At 73.1% G+C, this 18,235-nt stretch carries 17 protein-coding genes; 3 read left to right on the top strand and 14 right to left on the bottom strand.

The genetic code is table 11. The features are described 5' to 3' along the window. Positions 1 to 2: 2 nt before the first annotated feature. The 11 genes from ACH4J0_RS03735 to hrcA form a co-directional block, all read right to left on the bottom strand. The gene (locus ACH4J0_RS03735) at positions 3 to 239 is read right to left on the bottom strand and encodes a hypothetical protein (RefSeq protein ID WP_396236056.1); all 237 of its coding nucleotides are present in this window, start codon (positions 237 to 239) and stop codon (positions 3 to 5) included. A 33-nt stretch (positions 240 to 272) separates the two neighbouring features. After that, positions 273 to 1,595 (bottom strand): hemolysin family protein, encoded by a 1,323-nt coding sequence (locus tag ACH4J0_RS03730; protein ID WP_396236055.1) that lies wholly within the window; start codon positions 1,593 to 1,595, stop codon positions 273 to 275. Between the two features lie 19 nt (positions 1,596 to 1,614). Beyond that, a complete protein-coding gene (gene ybeY, locus ACH4J0_RS03725; protein WP_030061268.1) occupies positions 1,615 to 2,109 on the bottom strand; it encodes an rRNA maturation RNase YbeY in 495 nt (164 codons plus the stop codon). Positions 2,110 to 2,123: 14 nt separating this feature from the next. Continuing rightward, on the bottom strand, positions 2,124 to 3,251 hold the full coding sequence (locus tag ACH4J0_RS03720; protein ID WP_396236054.1) for a PhoH family protein: 1,128 nt from the start codon (positions 3,249 to 3,251) through the stop codon (positions 2,124 to 2,126). A gap of 197 nt (positions 3,252 to 3,448) precedes the next feature. After that, complete coding sequence (locus ACH4J0_RS03715; RefSeq protein WP_396236053.1) at positions 3,449 to 4,372, bottom strand: ribonuclease Z; 924 nt, start codon at positions 4,370 to 4,372, stop codon at positions 3,449 to 3,451. Between the two features lie 6 nt (positions 4,373 to 4,378). Next, entirely contained in the window at positions 4,379 to 4,732 is a 354-nt protein-coding gene (locus ACH4J0_RS03710) for an HIT domain-containing protein (protein ID WP_396236052.1), read from the bottom strand. A 56-nt stretch (positions 4,733 to 4,788) separates the two neighbouring features. Next, positions 4,789 to 5,469, bottom strand: a complete 681-nt coding sequence (locus tag ACH4J0_RS03705; RefSeq protein ID WP_396236051.1) for an RDD family protein — start codon at positions 5,467 to 5,469, stop codon at positions 4,789 to 4,791. Between the two features lie 122 nt (positions 5,470 to 5,591). Further along, positions 5,592 to 8,855 (bottom strand): PDZ domain-containing protein, encoded by a 3,264-nt coding sequence (locus tag ACH4J0_RS03700; protein WP_396236050.1) that lies wholly within the window; start codon positions 8,853 to 8,855, stop codon positions 5,592 to 5,594. A 70-nt stretch (positions 8,856 to 8,925) separates the two neighbouring features. After that, positions 8,926 to 9,675, bottom strand: coding sequence for a 16S rRNA (uracil(1498)-N(3))-methyltransferase (locus tag ACH4J0_RS03695; RefSeq protein ID WP_396236049.1), 750 nt, complete (start codon positions 9,673 to 9,675; stop codon positions 8,926 to 8,928). A gap of 80 nt (positions 9,676 to 9,755) precedes the next feature. Beyond that, positions 9,756 to 10,898: a molecular chaperone DnaJ gene (gene dnaJ / locus ACH4J0_RS03690; protein WP_396236048.1), complete on the bottom strand. Its 1,143-nt coding sequence runs from the start codon at positions 10,896 to 10,898 to the stop codon at positions 9,756 to 9,758. Positions 10,899 to 10,973: 75 nt separating this feature from the next. Then, positions 10,974 to 12,008 (bottom strand): heat-inducible transcriptional repressor HrcA, encoded by a 1,035-nt coding sequence (gene hrcA / locus ACH4J0_RS03685; protein WP_396236047.1) that lies wholly within the window; start codon positions 12,006 to 12,008, stop codon positions 10,974 to 10,976. 268 nt (positions 12,009 to 12,276) lie between these two features. Here hrcA and htpX point away from each other — a divergent pair, with 268 nt between their 5' ends. Genes htpX through ACH4J0_RS03670 form a run of 3 tightly spaced genes read left to right on the top strand, consistent with a single transcriptional unit; the run spans position 12,277 to position 14,663 of the window. Then, positions 12,277 to 13,194 carry a zinc metalloprotease HtpX gene (gene htpX / locus ACH4J0_RS03680; RefSeq protein WP_396236046.1) on the top strand — a complete coding sequence of 306 codons (918 nt, stop codon included), beginning with the start codon at positions 12,277 to 12,279 and terminating at the stop codon, positions 13,192 to 13,194. Between the two features lie 26 nt (positions 13,195 to 13,220). Further along, the gene (locus ACH4J0_RS03675; RefSeq protein WP_396236045.1) at positions 13,221 to 13,805 is read left to right on the top strand and encodes a hypothetical protein; all 585 of its coding nucleotides are present in this window, start codon (positions 13,221 to 13,223) and stop codon (positions 13,803 to 13,805) included. A 24-nt stretch (positions 13,806 to 13,829) separates the two neighbouring features. After that, a complete protein-coding gene (locus tag ACH4J0_RS03670; RefSeq protein WP_396236044.1) occupies positions 13,830 to 14,663 on the top strand; it encodes a DUF3097 domain-containing protein in 834 nt (277 codons plus the stop codon). Here the strand turns inward: ACH4J0_RS03670 and ACH4J0_RS03665 are convergent. The 3 genes from ACH4J0_RS03665 to ACH4J0_RS03655 are packed head-to-tail and all read right to left on the bottom strand — an operon-like array spanning position 14,654 to position 18,079. Further along, a complete protein-coding gene (locus ACH4J0_RS03665; protein WP_396236043.1) occupies positions 14,654 to 14,830 on the bottom strand; it encodes a hypothetical protein in 177 nt (58 codons plus the stop codon). The two genes, ACH4J0_RS03670 and ACH4J0_RS03665, sit on opposite strands and share 10 nt — an antisense overlap. Before the next feature lie 40 nt (positions 14,831 to 14,870). Further along, positions 14,871 to 16,100, bottom strand: coding sequence for a radical SAM family heme chaperone HemW (gene hemW / locus ACH4J0_RS03660; protein ID WP_396236042.1), 1,230 nt, complete (start codon positions 16,098 to 16,100; stop codon positions 14,871 to 14,873). Positions 16,101 to 16,156: 56 nt separating this feature from the next. Continuing rightward, positions 16,157 to 18,079 carry an AMP-dependent synthetase/ligase gene (locus tag ACH4J0_RS03655; RefSeq protein ID WP_396236041.1) on the bottom strand — a complete coding sequence of 641 codons (1,923 nt, stop codon included), beginning with the start codon at positions 18,077 to 18,079 and terminating at the stop codon, positions 16,157 to 16,159. Positions 18,080 to 18,235: the final 156 nt, after the last annotated feature.

The raw sequence follows: 18,235 nt of genomic DNA, 5'->3' as shown, positions 1-18,235 counted from the left end.
TCCTAGCTGTACGGATGGCTCCCCTGCATGTGCGGCGTCTCGTGCATGTAGAGCGAGCCGCACTGCTGGCAGCAACGCAGCCCGGTGCCCCACTCCTGCTCGGGCCGGGTCTCGGCGTCGTCGGGCATGGTCCGGCCGCAGAGCGCCGTCGACGGGTCCTCGTCCCGCACCACGTGCCAGGACCTGACCCCGCCGGCCGGCCCCTGCGGGCCGTACTCCGCGCGCAGTTTGTGCGTCATGCCCTCCATCGTCGCGCGGGGACCGCCCACCCGCTACTCGCCCGGGGCCGCCGCCTCCTCGGCCCCGCGCACCGGCGAGGCGACCATCGAGCCGATCCGGTTGCGGCGCCCCGCCGAGGACTCGGCGGTCAGCAGGATGCCGGTCAGGCCGTCCGCGACCGGCTCGGGCAGCGGGATCTCGCAGGAGGAACCGGGGATCGGCACCCGGCCGAGGTGCTTGGCCAGCAGGCCGCCGACGGTCTCGACGTCCTCGTCCTCCAGCTCGATGCCGAACAGCTCGCCCAGGTCCTCCACCAACAGGCGGGCGGTGATCCGGTACGAGCCGTCGCCGAGGTCCTCGATCGGCGCGATCTCCCGGTCGTACTCATCGGTGATCTCGCCGACGATCTCCTCCAGGACGTCCTCGATGGTGACCAGGCCCGCCGTGCCGCCGTACTCGTCGATCACGATCGCGACGTGGGAGCGGCGCTGCTGCATCTCGCGCAGCAGGTCGCCGGCCGGCTTGGAGTCCGGGACGAACACGGCCGGGCGCATCACCGCGCCGACCTCCTCGGCCTCCGCCTCGCGGTTGATGTGGGTGCGGCGCACCAGGTCCTTGAGGTAGACGATGCCGACCACGTCGTCCTCGTTGTCGCCGACCACCGGGATCCGCGAGAAGCCCGAGCGCAGCGCCAGGGTGAGCGCCTGCCGGACGGTCTTGTGCCGCTCGATCATCACCAGGTCGGTGCGCGGCACCATCACCTCGCGCACGATGGTGTCGCCCAGCTCGAAGACCGAGTGCACCATCCGGCGCTCCTCGTCCTCGATCAGGTCGTCCTTCTCGGCGAGGTCGACCAGCGCCCGCAGCTCCGCCTCGGAGGCGAACGGCCCCTCCCGGTACCCCTTGCCCGGGGTCAGCGCGTTGCCCAGCAGGATCAGCAGCCGCGGGATGGGACCGAGCACCGCGGCCAGCGGCAGCAGCACGAAGGAGGCCGCGGTCGCGGTGGAGATCGGGTGCTGGCGCCCGATCGTGCGCGGCGAGACGCCCACCGCGACGAAGGACACCAGCACCATCACGCCGAAGGCCAGCAGCACGGCCTGCCAGGTCGGGTGGATGTTGCGCACGCACACCGCGGTGACCAGCACCGCGGCCGCCATCTCGCTGGCGACCCGGATCAGCGTCGCCAGGTTGAGGTAGCGGAACGGGTCGGAGGCGACGGCCAGCAGCCGCGCGGAGCCGCGCCGCCCGTTGCGCACGGCCTCCTCCGCCCGGAACCGGGAGACCCGGGAGATGCCCGCCTCGGCGCACGCGGCCAGCCAGCCGAGCACGACCAGGCCCACGGCGCCGAGGATGAAGCTCGTACTCTCACCACTCACAGGGGTTCGGGCTCCGCGCTCAGTGGGTGGTGGGGGCCGGCGAGATGCCGCCGAGGCCGCGGCCCGCCCGCCAGTCGTCCAGGATGCGCTTCTGGAGGGCGAACATCTCCTCCTCTTCCTCCGGCTCCTCGTGGTCGTAGCCGAGGACGTGCAGCACGCCGTGGACGGTGAGCAGCTGGAGCTCCTCGTCCATCGAGTGCTTGGAGGGGGCCGCCTTGCCCTGCTGCTCGGCGACCTCGGGGCAGAGCACGATGTCGCCGAGCAGGCCCTGCGGCAGTTCCTCGCCCTCCTTGCCGGGACGCAGCTCGTCCATCGGGAACGACATCACGTCGGTCGGGCCGGGCAGGTCCATCCACTGGATGTGCAGCTCCTCCATCGCCGCACCGTCCACCAGGATCACGGACAGTTCGGACTGCGGGTGGATCCGCATCTTGTCCAGGGCGAAGCGGGCGACGTCGAGGATGGCTTCCTCGTCGGCGTCCCAACCGGACTCGTTGGCGATGTCGATCGACATGACGGGCTGTGTGCTCAGCTTTCGGTGCGGTGGGACTGTCGGGGTGCGCGCGCCGCGGCGGTCTTGCCGGTGCGCCGCTGGGCGGGCTTGCGGGCGGCCGGGGCGTTCTCCTCGGCCTCCTGCCGGGCGTCCCAGCGCTCGTAGGCGTCCACGATCCGGCCGACCAGCTTGTGGCGGACCACGTCGGTGCTGGTGAGGACGGAGAAGTGGATGTCCGGGACGTCGGCCAGGATCTCCTGGACGACCTTGAGACCGCTGCGGGTGCCGCCCGGGAGGTCGATCTGGCTGGTGTCGCCGGTGACCACCACCCGGGAGTTGAACCCGAGGCGGGTGAGGAACATCTTCATCTGCTCGGGCGAGGTGTTCTGGGCCTCGTCGAGGATGATGAAGGCGTCGTTGAGGGTGCGGCCGCGCATGTACGCGAGCGGGGCGACCTCGATGGTGCCGGCCGCCATCAGGCGCGGGATGGAGTCCGGGTCCATCATGTCGTGCAGCGCGTCGTACAGCGGGCGCAGGTACGGGTCGATCTTCTCGTAGAGGGTGCCGGGCAGGAAGCCCAGCCGCTCGCCCGCCTCGACCGCCGGGCGGGTCAGGATGATCCGGTTGACCTCCTTGGCCTGGAGGGCCTGGACGGCCTTGGCCATCGCCAGGTAGGTCTTGCCGGTGCCGGCCGGGCCGAGGCCGAAGACGATCGTGTGCTTGTCGATCGCGTCGACGTAGCGCTGCTGGTTGAGCGTCTTGGGACGGATCGTGCGGCCCCGGTTGGACAGGATGTTCGCGGTGAACACCTGGGACGGCGCCGGACTGTCCGGGTCCTCCTCGCGGAGCATGGCGATGGAGCGCTCCACGGAGTCCTCCGTCAGGGGCTGGCCGGTGCGCAGCACCAGCATCATCTCGTTGAAGAGCTTCTGCACGAGGGCGACCTCGGCGCGCGTCCCGGTGGCGGTCACCTCGTTGCCGCGGACGTGGATGTCGGCGGCGGGGAAGCCCCGTTCGATCACGCGCAGCAGCGAGTCCGCCGTGCCGAGCAGGGTGACCATCGGGTGCTTCTCGGGGATCACGATCCGGGCGCTCACCCGGCCGTCGTCGGCCGGTTCGGGGCGCGACTGCCCGTCGGTACGGGTCTGCGATGTGTCACTCATAGGTCGGCGCTGGGGCCTGCCTCATCCCATCCGTGGTGTCGTGTGCCGCTCGGTCTCCGGGGCACCAGGGTACGCCGCGAGCGTGATCGCTGCGGCGGGCGGCGGGGCCGCACCCGACGATGCTGCGGCAGATCGCGGGGCGGCGCGAACCCTTTTTCGGTCGGCCCTCCGCGGCGGCCGGGGCGGCGGAGCGCCGGTCACGGGTGGCGGCGGGCGGGGACGGGCACCCGGGCGAGGTCCTCGGCGAGCACCAGCTCCCCGTCGAAGTGCTTGCGGGCGTCGGCCAGGTGCTGGCCCAGGTCCGGGTAGCGCTGGGAGAAGTGGGTCAGCACCAGGGTGCGCACCCCGGCCTCGGCGGCGGCCTTGGCGGCCTGGCCCGCGGTGAGGTGGCCGTGGTCCTCGGCGAGCCGGGCGTCGGCGTCGGTGAAGGTGGCCTCGACCACCAGCAGGTCGGCGCCCTCGGCGAGTTCGTGCACCCCCTCGCACAGCCGGGTGTCCATCACGAAGGCGAACTTCTGGCCCGGCCGCGGCTCGCTGACCTCGTCCAGGGTGACGGTGCGGCCGTCCGCCTCGATCGCGCCCTCGTGCTGGAGCCGGCCGACGGCCGGGCCGTGCACGCCGAGGGCGGCCAGCCGCTCGGGCACCAGTCGGCGGCCGTCCGGCTCGGACAGCCGGTAGCCGAAGGACTCCACCGGGTGGTCCAGCCGGACGGCGTCCAGCGCGAAGCGGGCGCCGGGCGCGGGCAGCGGGCCCGGCTCGTCGATCGGCCGGGGCCGCAGCACGGCCGTCTCGTGGTAGGCGGTGGCGTGCCGCAGCCGCTCGAAGTAGACCTCCCCGGAGGCCGGGAAGTAGACGTCCACCGGATGCGGGACCCGGTCGAGGTTGATCCGCTGGATCACCCCGGCGAGGCCCAGGCAGTGGTCGCCGTGGAAGTGGGTCACCCCGATCCGGGTGATCTGGGTGGCCGAGACCCCGGCGTGCAGCATCTGCCGCTGGGTGCCCTCGCCGGGGTCGAACAGCAGGCCCTCGCCGTCCCAGCGGAGCAGGTAGCCGTTGTGGTTGCGGTGCCGGGTGGGCACCTGGCTGGCGGTGCCCAGGACGACGAGTTCGCGCTGCGACACCTGGGATCAGACCATGCTCTCGGTCATCGGCTTGCCGCCGAGCACGTGCACGTGGGCGTGGAAGACGGTCTGCCCGGCGCCCGCACCGGTGTTGAAGATCAGCCGGTAGTCCTCGACGCCCTCGTCCCTGGCCACCGCGCCCGCCTCGGCGAGCAGTTCGGCGGCGATCTCCGGCTCGGCGGCGGCCAGCGCGGCGGCGTTCGGGTAGTGGACGTGCGGAATGACCAGGACGTGCACCGGGGCCTTGGGGGCGATGTCGCGGAAGGCGAGGACGCGCTCCGTCTTGCGCACCACGGTCGCCGGGATCTCGCCCGCCACGATCTTGCAGAACACACAGTCGGACTGCGCCTCGCCGGCCATCGGCTTCTCCTCGGGTCGCTGGGTCTTCGTTGACGTTGGGGCCGTACGGGCGCAGCCTAGCCGAGCCGCCCGACCGCCTGCTGGTACTCCCGGAGGTGCTTCCAACGCACCGACCGCATCCCGACGACGTCCCCCTCGGACACCTCGAAGTCCTCGGACAGGAAGACCATCGCCAGGTAGACGAAGCCCAGCAGCCAGCGCCGGGTCAGCCGCCAGGTGTTGGGGCGCATCACGCGCTTGCGGCGCACCACCCGCATGGCCAGGATCCCCTTGCCCACGCTGAAACCGGTCAGCCGGGCCAGCACCACCTGGTTGAGGAACGAGGCCAGCAGGCCGACGCCCAGCAGCGTCACGAAGTACGGCACCGCCGGGCCGCCGCCGTGCCGGACGGTGTGCCCGGCCGCGTGGCCCGCCGCGTGCGCGACCGGCTCGGGGCGGCTCGCGGCGTCGGCGGCGGCCGCGGCGGCGAAGCCGAGGCCCACGGCGAGGACGAAGTCCAGCACGATCGCCAGGAAGCGCCGCCCGCCGCCCGCCTCCCTGGGGCACGGCGGCGGCGCGGGCCGCGCCTGCGGGTACGGCGACGGCTGCGGCGGCTGGGCGTACGGCTGCGGGTAAGGCTGGGCGTACGGCTGCTGCGCCTGCGCGTACGGCCCCCGGCCGTACGGGTCGGGCCCGTAGCCGTTCTGCGAGTGCTGCGGGTACTGCGGGTACTGCGGCGGCGGATAGCCCTGCGCCATGGTGTGCTCCCCCGTGAGCTGCCGGTCAGATCAAGATCGCGATCAGGAACGGCCCCGCATCCTACCCACGCGGGCGGAGCGGGACGCCGGCCCCGCCGACCTCCCGCTCCGCCCCCCACCGGCTACGCCCAGGGCAGCCGCGGCCCCGAGCGGGCCGGGGTGCCGGCCAGGGTCTCCAGGGCGATCCGCACGCCCTCGGCCAGCTGAGGGTCCTCGCCGGCCGCCCAGTGGTGCGGGGCGAACGGCACCTCGACGTCCGGGTCGACGCCGTGGTTCTCCAGGCCCCAGCCGTAGTTCTCCAGCCACATCGCGTACTTGGGCTGGGTGACCAGGGTGCCGTCGACCAGCTGGTACTTGCTGTCGATGCCGATCACCCCGCCCCAGGTGCGGGTGCCGACCACCGGGCCGATCCCGAGCGCCTGGATGGCGGCGTTGACCACGTCGCCGTCCGAGCCGGACAGCTCGTTGGCGAGCGCGACCACCGGCCCGCGCGGGGCGTCCATCGGGTAGGGCACCGGGTGGTCGGTGTCCCGGATCGCGTACCAGCCGACGATCCGCCGGGCCAGCTTCTCGATCACCAGCTGCGAGGTGTGGCCGCCGCGGTTCTCCCGGACGTCCACGATCAGGCCCTCCCTGGCCATCTCGGTGGACAGGTCGCGGTGCAGCTGGGCCCAGCCGGCCGTCTGCATGTCGGGGATGTGCAGGTAACCGAGCCGGCCGCCGGACAGTTCACGCACCGCGGCCCGCCGCCCGGCCACCCAGTCGTGGTAGCGCAGCACCTCCTCATCGGCGAGCGGGACGACCACGGGGTGGCGCTGGTCGGTGCCGTCCTTGTCGGCCACGGTCAGCTCGACCGGCTGCCCGGCGGTGCCGGCCAGCAGCGGGGCCGGGCCGGTGACCGGGTCCACCGGGCGACCGTTGACGGCCAGCACGGCGTCGCCCGGGCGGATCGCGGCGCCGGGTGCGGCCAGCGGCGAGCGGGCCCGCGGGTCGGAGGACTCGCCGGGCAGGATCCGGGCGATCCGCCACCGCTCGCCGTCCTTGACCAGGTCGGCGCCGAGCAGGCCCTGGCGCCGGGCGGGCTCGGTGTAACGGCCGTACGGGACGACGTAGGCGTGCGAGGTGCCGAGTTCGCCGTGCACCTCCCAGAGCAGGTCGACCAGTTCGTCGTGCGAACCGACCCGCTCGACCAGCGGCCGGTAACGGTCCAGGATCCCGGCCCAGTCGAGGCCGCCGAGGTCCGGGCGCCAGAAGTTGTCCCGCATCAGGCGGCCGTTCTCGGCGTACATCTGCCGCCACTCGGCGGCCGGGTCGACGGTCACCCGCAGCCGGGTGAGGTCGACGGCGGTCTCGTCGTCCTCGCCGCCCGGTTTGTGGTCGGCCGGGACGATCCGCAGTTCGCCCTCGTCCAGCACGGCCACCCGGGTGCCGTCCCCGCTGACCGCGAACCCGTCGACCCCGTGCACCAGTTGCTCGGCCCTGCGCTTCCTGAGGTCGAAGCGCTCCAGCACCGGGCGGGGCCGCTCGTCGTCCAACGAGGCCGCCTCGTCGCCGAGTTCGCCGAGCAGTGGCGCCCTGGTCCACAACACCCCGTCCCTGGCGGCACGCAGCGCGTGGAACCGGCCGCCCTCGACCGGGAAGGGGACGATCCGGTCGGCGATGCCGTCCAGGTCCACCCTGGTGGCCGGCGCGGCCCCGTCCGCGCCCTCCTCGACGTCCGCTTTCCGGGCCTTGGGCTCGTCCTCCTCCCCGCCGGGCGGCCGACCGGCCCGCTGGGGCCCGAACGGGGACGGCGTGTCGGCGGCGAGGGTGACCAGGTACGGGCGGCAGCCGTTCGGGAAGGACAGGTCGAAGGCGTGGGCGTCGTAGACCGGGTCGAAGTTGCGCACCGACAGGAAGGCCAGGTAGCGGCCGTCCGCGGTGAAGGCGGGCGAGGTGTCGACGAAGCGCTGCTGGGTGACCTCGCCGACGGTGCGGGTGGCCAGGTTCGCCAGCACGATCTGGCGCAGCGAGTACGGGCCCATCCGGTGCACCGGGCGGGACCAGGCCAGCCAGGCCGAGTCCGGGCTGAACGCCAGCCCGCTGACCTCGCCGTCGGTGCTGCGGTCCAGCTCGTGCACGGCGCCGTCGGCCAGCGAGACCAGCAGCACCCGGCCGTCGTGCACGCCGAGCGCCGCCTGCTTGCCGTCCGGGGAGACCACCAGCGAGTTCACCCGGCCCAGCTGCCCGGCGGCCAGCCGGCGCCGCTCGGGGTCGTGGACGGCGGGGGCGTACTCCAGCGCGTCCTCGCCCTCGGCGTCGGCCACCCAGAGCACGCCCTGGGCGCCGTCCTCCCCCGGCACCACCCGGACCAGCCGGGCGCGCACGCCCGGGGTCTCGTCCAGCACCCGGGCCGGGCCCTCCCGGTGGGTCAGCCAGTGCACGCTGCCGCGCACCACCACGGCGCTGGCCCGACCGGTGCGGTCGGGGGCGGCGGACTCCAGCCAGTGCGCGGCGGGCACCGGGCGGGGGCGGCGGCCGGTGCGCGGACCGGCCAGCCGGACGTCCAGGCGGCGGGGCGCGGCGGTGTCCAGGTCGTCCAGCAACCAGAGGTCTCCGGCCCGGTGGAAGACCACCCGGGTGCCGTCGGTGGTGGCGTTGCGGGCGTAGAAGCCGTCCGGGTCGGTGCTGTGGCGGCGCAGGTCGGAGCCGTCCGGGCGGCTGGACCACAGCTCGCCGACGCCCTCGTGGTCGGACAGGAAGGCGATCCGCTCGCGCACCCACAGCGGGGAGTCGAGCTGCCCGTCCAACTCCTCGTGGATGCGCGTGAACCGGTCCTGCCCGATCCACAACTTGCCCGTCCGGCCGCCCCGGTAGCGCTTCCACCAGGCCGGCTCGCGGTTGTTGACGGTCACCAGCAGCACCTTCCCCCGGCCTTCGGCCGGAGGGACCCCCGTGCCGTCCGGCTCGAAGGCCAGCCCGCCGACCGGCCCGTACGGCAGCCGCACCGCTTCGCCGCCGTCCAGCGGGACGGCGCGCGCCCAGGTGCGCCGCACGCCGGACTCGCCCGCGCCGGTGGTGGCGATCGGCCGCCCGTCGGCGGTCCAGCCCTGCACCCTGGTCTCGCCGTTGCCCCAGTACGTCAGCCGCCGGGACGGCCCGCCGCCCACCGGCACCACGTGCACCTCGGGGGCGCCGTCCCGGGTGGAGGTGAAGGCGATGTGCCGCCCGTCCGGGGAGAACCTGGGGTGGTGCACGGGCAGGTGATCGGCCGTCAGCCGCCAGGCGCGGCCGCCGTCCAGCGGGGCGAGCCACAGGTCGTCCTCGGCGACGAAGGCGACCAGGTCACCGTGCAGATGGGGATGGCGCAGATAGGCGCCTGCGGGGGTGCTCAGCGAGTCCGTCACCCGGTCAGCGTAAGCAGGTGCGGGTACGAGCCGCTCCGGTTTCCGAGAACTCCGGTGGGGCGCGCGGGAGTTACGCCCAGCGGCCGGTGCGCCCCAGCAGCAGCGCCCCGGCGGCCACCCCGGCGGTCGAGGTGCGCAGCACCGAGGGGCCCAGCCGGTACGGCTTGGCGCCCGCCCCGGCGAAGGCGGCCAGCTCCTCCGGGGAGACGCCGCCTTCCGGGCCGACCACCAGCACGATGTCCCCGTCGGCGGGCAGCGCGGTCTGCGCCAGCGGCTCGGCGCCCTCCTCGTGCAGCACCGCGGCCAGGGCCGCCTGCGCCAGCAGCGGCGCCAGCTGCCGGGTGGTCATCAGCTCGCGCACCTCGGGGAAGCGCAGCCTGCGGGACTGCTTGCCCGCCTCCCGGGCGGTGGCCCGCCACTTGGCGAGCGCCTTGGCGCCGCGCTCGCCCTTCCACTGGGTGATGCACCGGGAGGCGGCCCAGGGGATCACCACGTCCACGCCGACCTCGGTCATGGTCTCCACGGCCAGTTCGCCGCGGTCGCCCTTGGGCAGCGCCTGGACGACCACGATCCGCGGCGCCGGCTCCGGCTCCCGCCGTACGGCGTCCACCGTGACGTCGATGGCGTCCTTGCCGAGCACCCCGGCGACGGTGCCGTCCACGCCGAGGCCCAGCCCGTCCGCCAGGGTCACCGCCTCGCCGGCCGTCAGCCGCTTCACCGCCGCCGCGTGCCGCCCCTCGGCACCGTCGAGCCGCACCACGGCCCCGGGCGCGGCGGCGGCGATCCGCTCGGTCTCGACGACGAAGACGGGCGCGGTCATGACGGGGAACCTCCGGATGAAAGGAACGGGAACACGAAAGGGGTGCCGGGGGACTGTCCCCGGCACCCCTTCCCGGACGACTACCGGCCGTTGAAGGCGTCCTTCAGTCGCGAGAACAGGCCCTGCTGGCCCGGCGCGAACTGGCCGGACGGCCGCTCCTCGCCGCGCAGCATGGAGAGCCGGCGCAGCAGCTCCTCCTGCTCGGGGTCGAGCTTGGTGGGCGTCTGCACCTCGACATGCACTATCAGGTCGCCCCGGCCGCCACCGCGCAGGTGGGTGATGCCCCGGCCGTGCAGCGGGATCGACTGGCCGGACTGGGTGCCGGGCCGGATGTCGACCTCCTCCAGCCCGTCCAGGGTCTGCAGCGGCACCTGGGTGCCGAGCGCGGCGGCCGTCATCGGGATGGTGACGGTGCAGTGCAGGTCGTCCCCGCGCCGCTGGAAGACGCTGTGAGAGGTCTCGGCGATCTCGACGTACAGGTCGCCGGCCGGGCCGCCGCCGGGACCGACCTCGCCCTCGCCGGCCAGCTGGATCCGGGTGCCGTTGTCCACACCGGCCGGGATCTTGACCGTCAGGGTGCGGCGGGCCCGCACCCGGCCGTCGCCGGCGCACTCGGGGCAGGGGGTCGGCACGACGGTGCCGAAGCCCTGGCACTGCGGGCACGGGCGGGAGGTCATGACCTGGCCCAGGAAGGACCGGGTGACCTGGGAGACCTCGCCCTTGCCGCGGCACATGTCGCAGGTCTGGGCGGAGGTGCCGGGGGCCGCGCCCTCGCCGTTGCAGGTGGTGCAGGTGACGGCGGTGTCGACCTGGAGTTCCTTGGTGGTGCCGAAGGCGGCCTCCTCCAGGGTGATCTCCAGCCGGATCATGGCGTCCTGGCCGCGTCGGGTGCGCGAGCGCGGGCCGCGCTGGCCGGCCGCGGCGCCGAAGAAGGCGTCCATGATGTCGGAGAAGCCGAAGCCCGCCGCACCGGCGCCGAAGCCGCCCGCGCCACCGCCGCCGCCCGGCGACAGCGGGTCGCCGCCGAGGTCGTAGACCTGGCGCTTCTGCGGGTCGGAGAGCACCTCGTAGGCGGCGTTGATCTCCTTGAACCGCTCCTGAGTCTTCGGGTCCGGGTTGACGTCCGGGTGCAGTTCGCGTGCCAGGCGCCGGAACGCCTTCTTGATCTCGTCCTGCCCCGCATCCCGTCGGACGCCGAGTACCGCGTAGTAGTCCGTGGCCACCAAATGCTCCGCTTGTTCCGCCTGTAGTAGTGCGACTGGACACCGCCGCCGGACATCCGGCGACGGGTTTGCTTGCTACGACTCGGCCAGGATCTGGCCCACGTACCGTGCCACCGCTCGCACCGCCCCCATTGTGCCCGGGTAGTCCATCCGGGTCGGACCGATCACACCCAGTTTGGCCACGCTCTCGTCGCCCGAACCGTAGCCGACCGAAACGACCGAGGTGGAATTCAGCCCTTCGTACGCGTTCTCCCGCCCGATCCGGACCGTCATCGCGGCGTCCGTGGTCTCACCCAGGAGGCGGAGCAGGACGACCTGCTCCTCCAGTGCCTCCAGCACCGGCTGGATGGTGAGCGGGAAGTCGTGCCCGAAGCGGGTCAGGTTGGCCGTGCCGGCCAGCATGATCCGCTCCTCGTTCTGTTCGGCGAGCGCCTCGAACAGCGTCGCCAGGACCGTACTGACGGTCGCCCGGTCGGCCTGCTCGAAGGCCGCCGGCAGCTCCTCCAGCAGGCCCGGGACGTCCGGCAGCCGCTCGCCGGCCGCCCGCGCGTTGATCCGCGACCGCAGGTCCGCCAGGACGGTCTCGCCGACCGTGCCCGGGCAGTCGATCATCCGCTGCTCGACCCGGCCGGTGTTGGTGATCAGCACCAGCATCACCTTGGCCGGGGCCAGCGCCACCAGCTCGATGTGCCGGACGGTGGAGCGGGTGAGCGAGGGGTACTGCACCACGGCGACCTGCCGGGTCAGCTGGGCGAGCAGCCGCACCGTGCGCCTGACCACGTCGTCCAGGTCGACGGCGCCGTCCAGGAAGTGCCGGATCGCCCGGCGCTCCGGGGAGCTCATCGGCTTGATCTCGGCGAGCTTGTCGACGAACAGCCGGTAGCCCTTGTCGGTGGGGATGCGCCCGGCGCTGGTGTGCGGCTGGTGGATGTACCCCTCCTCCTCCAGCGCCGCCATGTCGTTGCGGACCGTGGCCGGGGACACCCCGAGGTTGTGCCGCTCCACCAGGGCCTTGGAGCCGACCGGCTCCTCGGTGCCCACGTAGTCCTGGACGATCGCGCGCAGCACGGCGAGCTTGCGGTCGTCCAGCTGGCGGACCTCACCGGCCATGGGGCACGCACCTCCGTCTTCGCACGTTGTCCGTCTGTGATGCTGCGAGCCGCTCCTCGGAGGGCCCCGACCCTGGCACTCTGCACGGCCGAGTGCCAAAACCGTACCTGCCAGTGTACGGCCCGGGTCCTACCGCAGGAACGGCCCGGCCGGAGTGATCCTGCCCGCAGTTCCGGACGGCCGCCGCGACACTCCGCGTGCGGGGGGTGGTGCCCCGGGGCCGTCCGGGTGGCAGCATCGAAAGCGACGGCGAACGGAGGAGCAAGAGATGTCGAGCTCGGGCCAGCACACCCGTTTCGCGCCCGACCGCGGCCTGACCAGCCGCATGGTCGCGACGATGTTCGTGATCGGGCTGCTGTACGTCGGATTCACGGGCCTGCTGATCGCGCTGCTGCGCGGGGCCTGGCCGCTGATCGTGCTGATCTCCGGTGGGCTGTTCGTGGCCCAGTTCTGGTTCAGCGACAAGATCACCGAGCGGGCCATGGGCGCCCGCCCGGTGACCGCGGAGCAGTACCCCCAGCTGCACGGCACGATCGACCGGCTCTGCGCCCTGGCCGACATGACCAAGCCCCGCGTGGCGGTCGCCGACAACGACATGCCCAACGCCTTCGCCACCGGCCGCAACCCGCGGAACGCCGTGGTGTGCGTCACCACCGGCCTGCTGCGCCGGCTCGAACCGGAGGAGTTGGAGGGCGTCCTGGCGCACGAGCTGTCGCACGTCGCCCACCGGGACGTCGCGGTGATGACCATCGCCGGCTTCCTCGGCGTGCTCGCCGGAGCGATGACCCGGATCGCCATGTACGGCGGGTTCATGGGCGGACGCAACAACAACGACCAGAACGCGGCCATCGCCGCGCTGATCATCCCGCTGGTGTCGATGGTCGTGTACGCCATCAGCTTCCTGCTCACCCGGCTGCTCTCCCGCTACCGCGAGCTGGCCGCCGACCGGGCCGCCGCCCAGCTCACCGGCCGCCCCAGCGCCCTGGCCTCCGCCCTCACCAAGGTGACCGGGCAGATCTCCGCCATCCCGACCGAGGACCTGCGGCGCTCCCAGCCCTACAACGCCTTCTACTTCGCCCCCGCGCTGAGCGCCCGGGAGACCGCCTCCCAGCTGTTCTCCACCCACCCGACGCTGGAGAAGCGACTGGCCCAGCTGGCGAGGATCTCCGAGCAGCTCGGCCGCTGATCCCGTTCCGACCCGAGAGGACCCCCGTGGGATTCCTGGACGCCCTGTTCGGCCGCACCAAGCCCGTCAAGCCCGACCTCGACCAGCTGTTCGGCGTGCCGTCCGCCGCACTCACCCTGGAGGCCGCCGCCGGGTTCCTGCCCACCGGGCTCGGCTCGGTCTGCTTCGCGGCCGTCGAGGGCGCGGCCTTCGTCCAGGTGGAACAGCAGGTCCGGGCCCTGCTGGACGCCGACACCGAGCGCGGCGGCGTCCCGGTGGAGGCCTCCAAGGACGGCTACGGCTACTCCTGGCTGCTCGCCCGGCACAGCCCCGAGGAACTGCCGGAGCTGGTGAACGACCTGCACGCGGTGAACAGCGAACTGGAGGCGAACGGCTTCGGGCCCCAGCTGCTCTGCTCGCTGGTCGGCTTCCGGAACGCGGAGGGCCGGTCGCTGGCCCTGGTCTACCTCTACAAGCGCGGCACCTTCTACCCCTTCGCCCCGATGCCCGGAGGCGGGGAGCGGCGCAACAGCCCGCTGGAGCTCCAGGTCAACGCGGCGCTGGCGAACGACCTGCGGCTGGAGAAGGACCTGAGCCGCTGGTTCCCGGTCTGGGGCGCGCCGGGCCTCTGACGGACCGTCCGTATAGTCGCCTCCATGCGCAGCCACCAGTACGGACCCGACCTCACCCCGCCGTGGAAGAAGCAGCAGCCGGCACCCGAGGTGCCCGCCGAGCGGGACCTGGTGGTCGAGGAGGCGGCCACCGGCTTCTGCGGGGCGGTGGTGCGCTGCGAGAAGACCGCCGAGGGCTTCACCGTCACCCTGGAGGACCGGTTCGGCAGGCACCGGGTCTTCCCGATGGTCCCGCGCGGCTTCCTGCTGGAGGGCAGGGTCGTCACCCTGGTCCGCCCGAGCGCCCCGGCCGCCCCCCGCACCCCGGCCCGTACGGCCTCCGGCTCCGTCGCCGTCCCCGGCGCCCGCGCCCGGGTCGCCCGGGAGTCCCGGATCTACGTCGAGGGCCGGCACGACGCCGAACTGGTCGAACGGGTCTGGGGCGACGACCTGCGCATCGAGGGCGTCGTCGTCGAGTACCTCCAGGGCATCGACGACCTCCCCGCGATCGTCGCCGACTTCGCCCCCGGCCCTGGCCGCCGCCTCGGCGTGCTGGTCGACCACCTGCTCCCGGGGACGAAGGAGCACCGCATCGCCGCCCAGGTCACCGGCGAGAACGTGCTGGTCGTCGGCCACCCCTACATCGACATCTGGCAGGCCGTGAAGCCGTCCTCCGTCGGCATCCCCGCCTGGCCCGCCGTCCCCCGCGGCGAGGACTGGAAGGAGGGCACCTGCCGCCGCCTCGGCTGGCCGGTCGACACCCCGGCGGCCTGGAAGCACATCCTCTCGAAGGTCAACAGCTACAAGGACCTGGAGTCCGAACTCCTCGGTCGAGTAGAGGAGCTGATCGACTTCACGGCCCTGCCGGGTCAGGAGTAGGCCCGGAATTCCGAGGTGTCGAGCGTGACGCCGAGCAGGCCGACCGGAACGGGGTCGCCGAACTCGCCGGTCCGCTGCACTGTGCAGTCCGGAAGCCCGGAGATGCTCGCCCGGGTCGGCTCCGACAGGTCGAAGATCCCGGTCATCCGATCATCGATGGCGGTCATCGCACGCTCTCTCCGACGGCTGAAACCACGTCAACGGCACTCAGTCCACGAGGTCACGCACAACGGCGTCAGCGAGCAGGCGGCCCTGGAGGGTGAGGGCGGCGCGGCCCCGCCGGTACGGCTCCTCGGCGAGGAGGCCGTCGGCGAGGGCCTTGGCGGCGGCCTCGCGGCCGGCCTCGGCCAGCAGGTCGAGCGGGACGCCTTCGACCAGGCGCAGTTCCAGCAGGATGCGCTCGACCCGGCGGTCCTCCTCGCCGAGCACCTCGCGGCCCAGGGCCGGGGTGCGGCCCTCCGCCAGGGCCCGGGCGTAGGCGGCGGGGTGCTTGGCGTTCCACCAGCGGACGCCGCCGACGTGGCTGTGGGCACCGGGGCCGGCGCCCCACCAGTCGGCGCCGGTCCAGTAGAGCTCGTTGTGGCGGCAGCGGCCCTCGGGGGTGGTCGCCCAGTTGGAGACCTCGTACCAGGAGTAGCCGGCCGCGCTGAGCGCCTGCTCGGCGATGAGGTAGCGGTCGGCGTGCACGTCGTCGTCGATCATCGGCAGTTCGCCGCGCTTGACCCGGGCGGCCAGCCGGGTGCCCTCCTCGACGATCAGGGAGTACGCGGAGACGTGGTCGGGCCCGGCGCCGATCGCGGCGTCCAGCGAGGCCCGCCAGTCGTCGTCGGACTCGCCGGGGGTGCCGTAGATCAGGTCGAGGTTGACGTGCTCGAAGCCGGCCGCACGGGCCTCGGCCACGCAGGCCTCGGGGCGGCCCGGGGTGTGGTGGCGGTCGAGCAGCTCCAGGACGTGCGGGCGGGCGCTCTGCATGCCGAAGGAGATCCGGTTGTAGCCGCCCTCGCGCAGCTCGGCCAGGTACGCCGGGTCGACGGACTCGGGGTTGGCCTCGGTGGTGACCTCGGCGTCCGGGGCGAGCCCGAACTCCTCGCGCAGCGCGGCGAGCATCTTCACCAGGTCGCGGGCCGGCAGCAGGGTGGGGGTGCCACCGCCGAGGAACACCGTCCGCACCGGGAGGTCGACGTCGCCCAGCACCTCGCGGGCGAGCCGGATCTCGGCGACCACGTTGTCCGCGTAGGTCTCCTGCGAGGCGACCGCCCCGGAGGAGCGCAGTTCGGTGGCGGTGTAGGTGTTGAAGTCGCAGTAGCCGCAGCGGCTGGCGCAGTACGGCACGTGCAGGTAGAAGCCGAACGGCCGCCGGCCCAGCCCGGCGAGGGCGTCGGGGGGCAGGGAACCGTCGGACGGCACCGGTTCGCCGTCGGGGAGTGCGGAGGGCATGACCCCATTGTCCCGTACGGCCCGCGAACCTCCGCGCGGACCGTACGGGAGCGGGCTCAGGCCTCGTTGGCGCCCGCGTACATGGCCGTCACGGCGTCCGCGTAGGTCCGCTCGACCACCGGGCGCTTGATCTTCAGGCTGGGGGTGAGCTCGCCGTGCTCGATGTCGAGGTCGCGCGGCAGCAGGTGGAACTTCTTGATCGTCTGCCAGCGCTGGAGGTCGCCGTTGACCCGCTTGACGAAGCCCTCGATCAGCTGGTGCACGGCCGGCTCGACGGCCAGCTCGGCGTAGCTCTTCCCGGCCAAGCCGTGCTCGGCGGCCCACGGCATCAGCACCGCCTCGTCCAGGCCGATCAGCGCGGTGCAGTAGTTGCGGCCGTTGCCGATCACCAGGATGTTGCTGACGAACGGGCAGACCGCCTTGAACTTGCCCTCGACCTCGCTGGGCGCCACGTACTTCCCGCCGGAGGTCTTGAACAGGTCCTTCTTGCGGTCGGTGATCCGCAGGAAGCCGTCGGGGCTCAGCTCGCCGATGTCCTCAGTGTGGAACCAGCCGTCCGGCTCCAGCACCTCGGCGGTCTTCTCCGGCAGGTTGTGGTAGCCGCGCATGACGCCGGGGCCGCGCAGCAGGATCTCGCCGTCCTCGGCGATCCGCACCTCGGTGCCGGGCAGGGCGCGGCCGACCGTGCCGATCCGCACGTCCTCCTTGCGGTTGACGCAGGAGCCGGCGCTGGTCTCGCTCAGCCCGTAGCCCTCCAGGATCGGCACCCCGGCGCCGAGGAAGAAGTAGCCGATCTCGGGGGCGAGCGCGGCGCTGCCGGAGACGGCGCCGCGCAGCCGGCCGCCGAAGGCCGCCCGGATCTTGGCGTACACCAGCCTGTCGGCGAGCGCGTGCTGCACCCGCAGGCCGAGCGGGGCGCTCTCGGCGCCGGTGGCGACCCGGTTCTCCTGGACCACCCGGGCGTACTCGCGGGCGACCTTGGCGGCCCACATGAAGATCTTGTACTTGGCGCCGCCCTCGGCCCGGGCCCGCCCGGCGATGCCGTTGTAGACCTTCTCGAAGATGCGCGGCGCCGAGGCCATCACGGTGGGCCGGATGACCGGCAGGTTGTGGATGATCCGGTCGACCCGGCCGTCCACCGCCATCACGTGCCCGGTGGCGATCTGACCGGAGATCAGCGTCTTGCCGAAGACGTGCGACAGCGGCAGCCACATGAACTGGACGTCGTCGGGGCCGAGCAGGCCGCTGGCCTCCTGGGCCTTGCCCTCGTACGCCCAGCAGTCGTGCACCAGGCGCACGCCCTTGGGGCGGCCGGTGGTGCCGGAGGTGTAGATGAGGGTGGCGAGCTGCTCCCTGTCGAGCGCGGCCACGGCCTTCTCGACGGCGTCCGGGTGCTGCTCCAGGTACTCGGCGCCGCGCCGTTCCAGCTCGGCCAGGGTGATCAGGTCCAGGCCGGCCGTCTCGGGGGCCTCGGCGGGGGCGTCGAAGAGGATCACGGTACGCAGCTCGGGCAGCTGGTCGATGTGGTCGACGGCCTTGGCCAGCTGGGCGGCGTTCTCGGCGAACATGGCCCGGCAGCCGGAGTCGGAGAGGATGAAGGCCGTCTCGTCCGCGTTGGTGCTCGGGTAGACCGTGGTGATGGCCGCGCCCGCGCACATGGCGCCGAGGTCGGTGAGGATCCATTCGAGCCGGGTGGAGGAGGCCAGCGCGACCCGGTCCTCCGGCTGGATGCCGAGCGCCATCAGACCGGCGGCCACCGCCCTGACCCGGACGGCGGTCTGCGCCCAGGTGAGCGAGCGCCACTGCTCGGCGCCCGGCGCGCCGTCCGCGGCCTGCTCGTCGACGGAGGCGGGGTGGCGGTAGGCCTCGTGGTTCGGGGTGGCGGCGACGCGCTCCAGGAACAGGTGGGCGACGGAGGCGGGACGCCCGGCGACGATGTCGGCTTTGCCGGAGTCGATCAGGGACTGCGCGGAACTCAACGAGGACCTCCGGGGGCGGGTGGCCGTCTGAGGGATTGTCGCGGCGTCCGTGGGGGCGGCCGCCGGGCCCCGGTCCACCTGAGCGGAGGGTCATACCGGTCGGTAACAAGGGCGCAGTCAGCAGCCTAGGGGGAAAACGGTCATTCCGTAAGGGGG

The sequence above is a fragment of the Kitasatospora sp. NPDC017646 genome (genome assembly GCF_044329365.1).
Lineage (GTDB): Bacteria > Actinomycetota > Actinomycetes > Streptomycetales > Streptomycetaceae > Kitasatospora.
The sequence above is the reverse complement of the archived record's forward strand: the minus strand, read 5'-3'. Positions and strand labels throughout refer to the sequence as shown.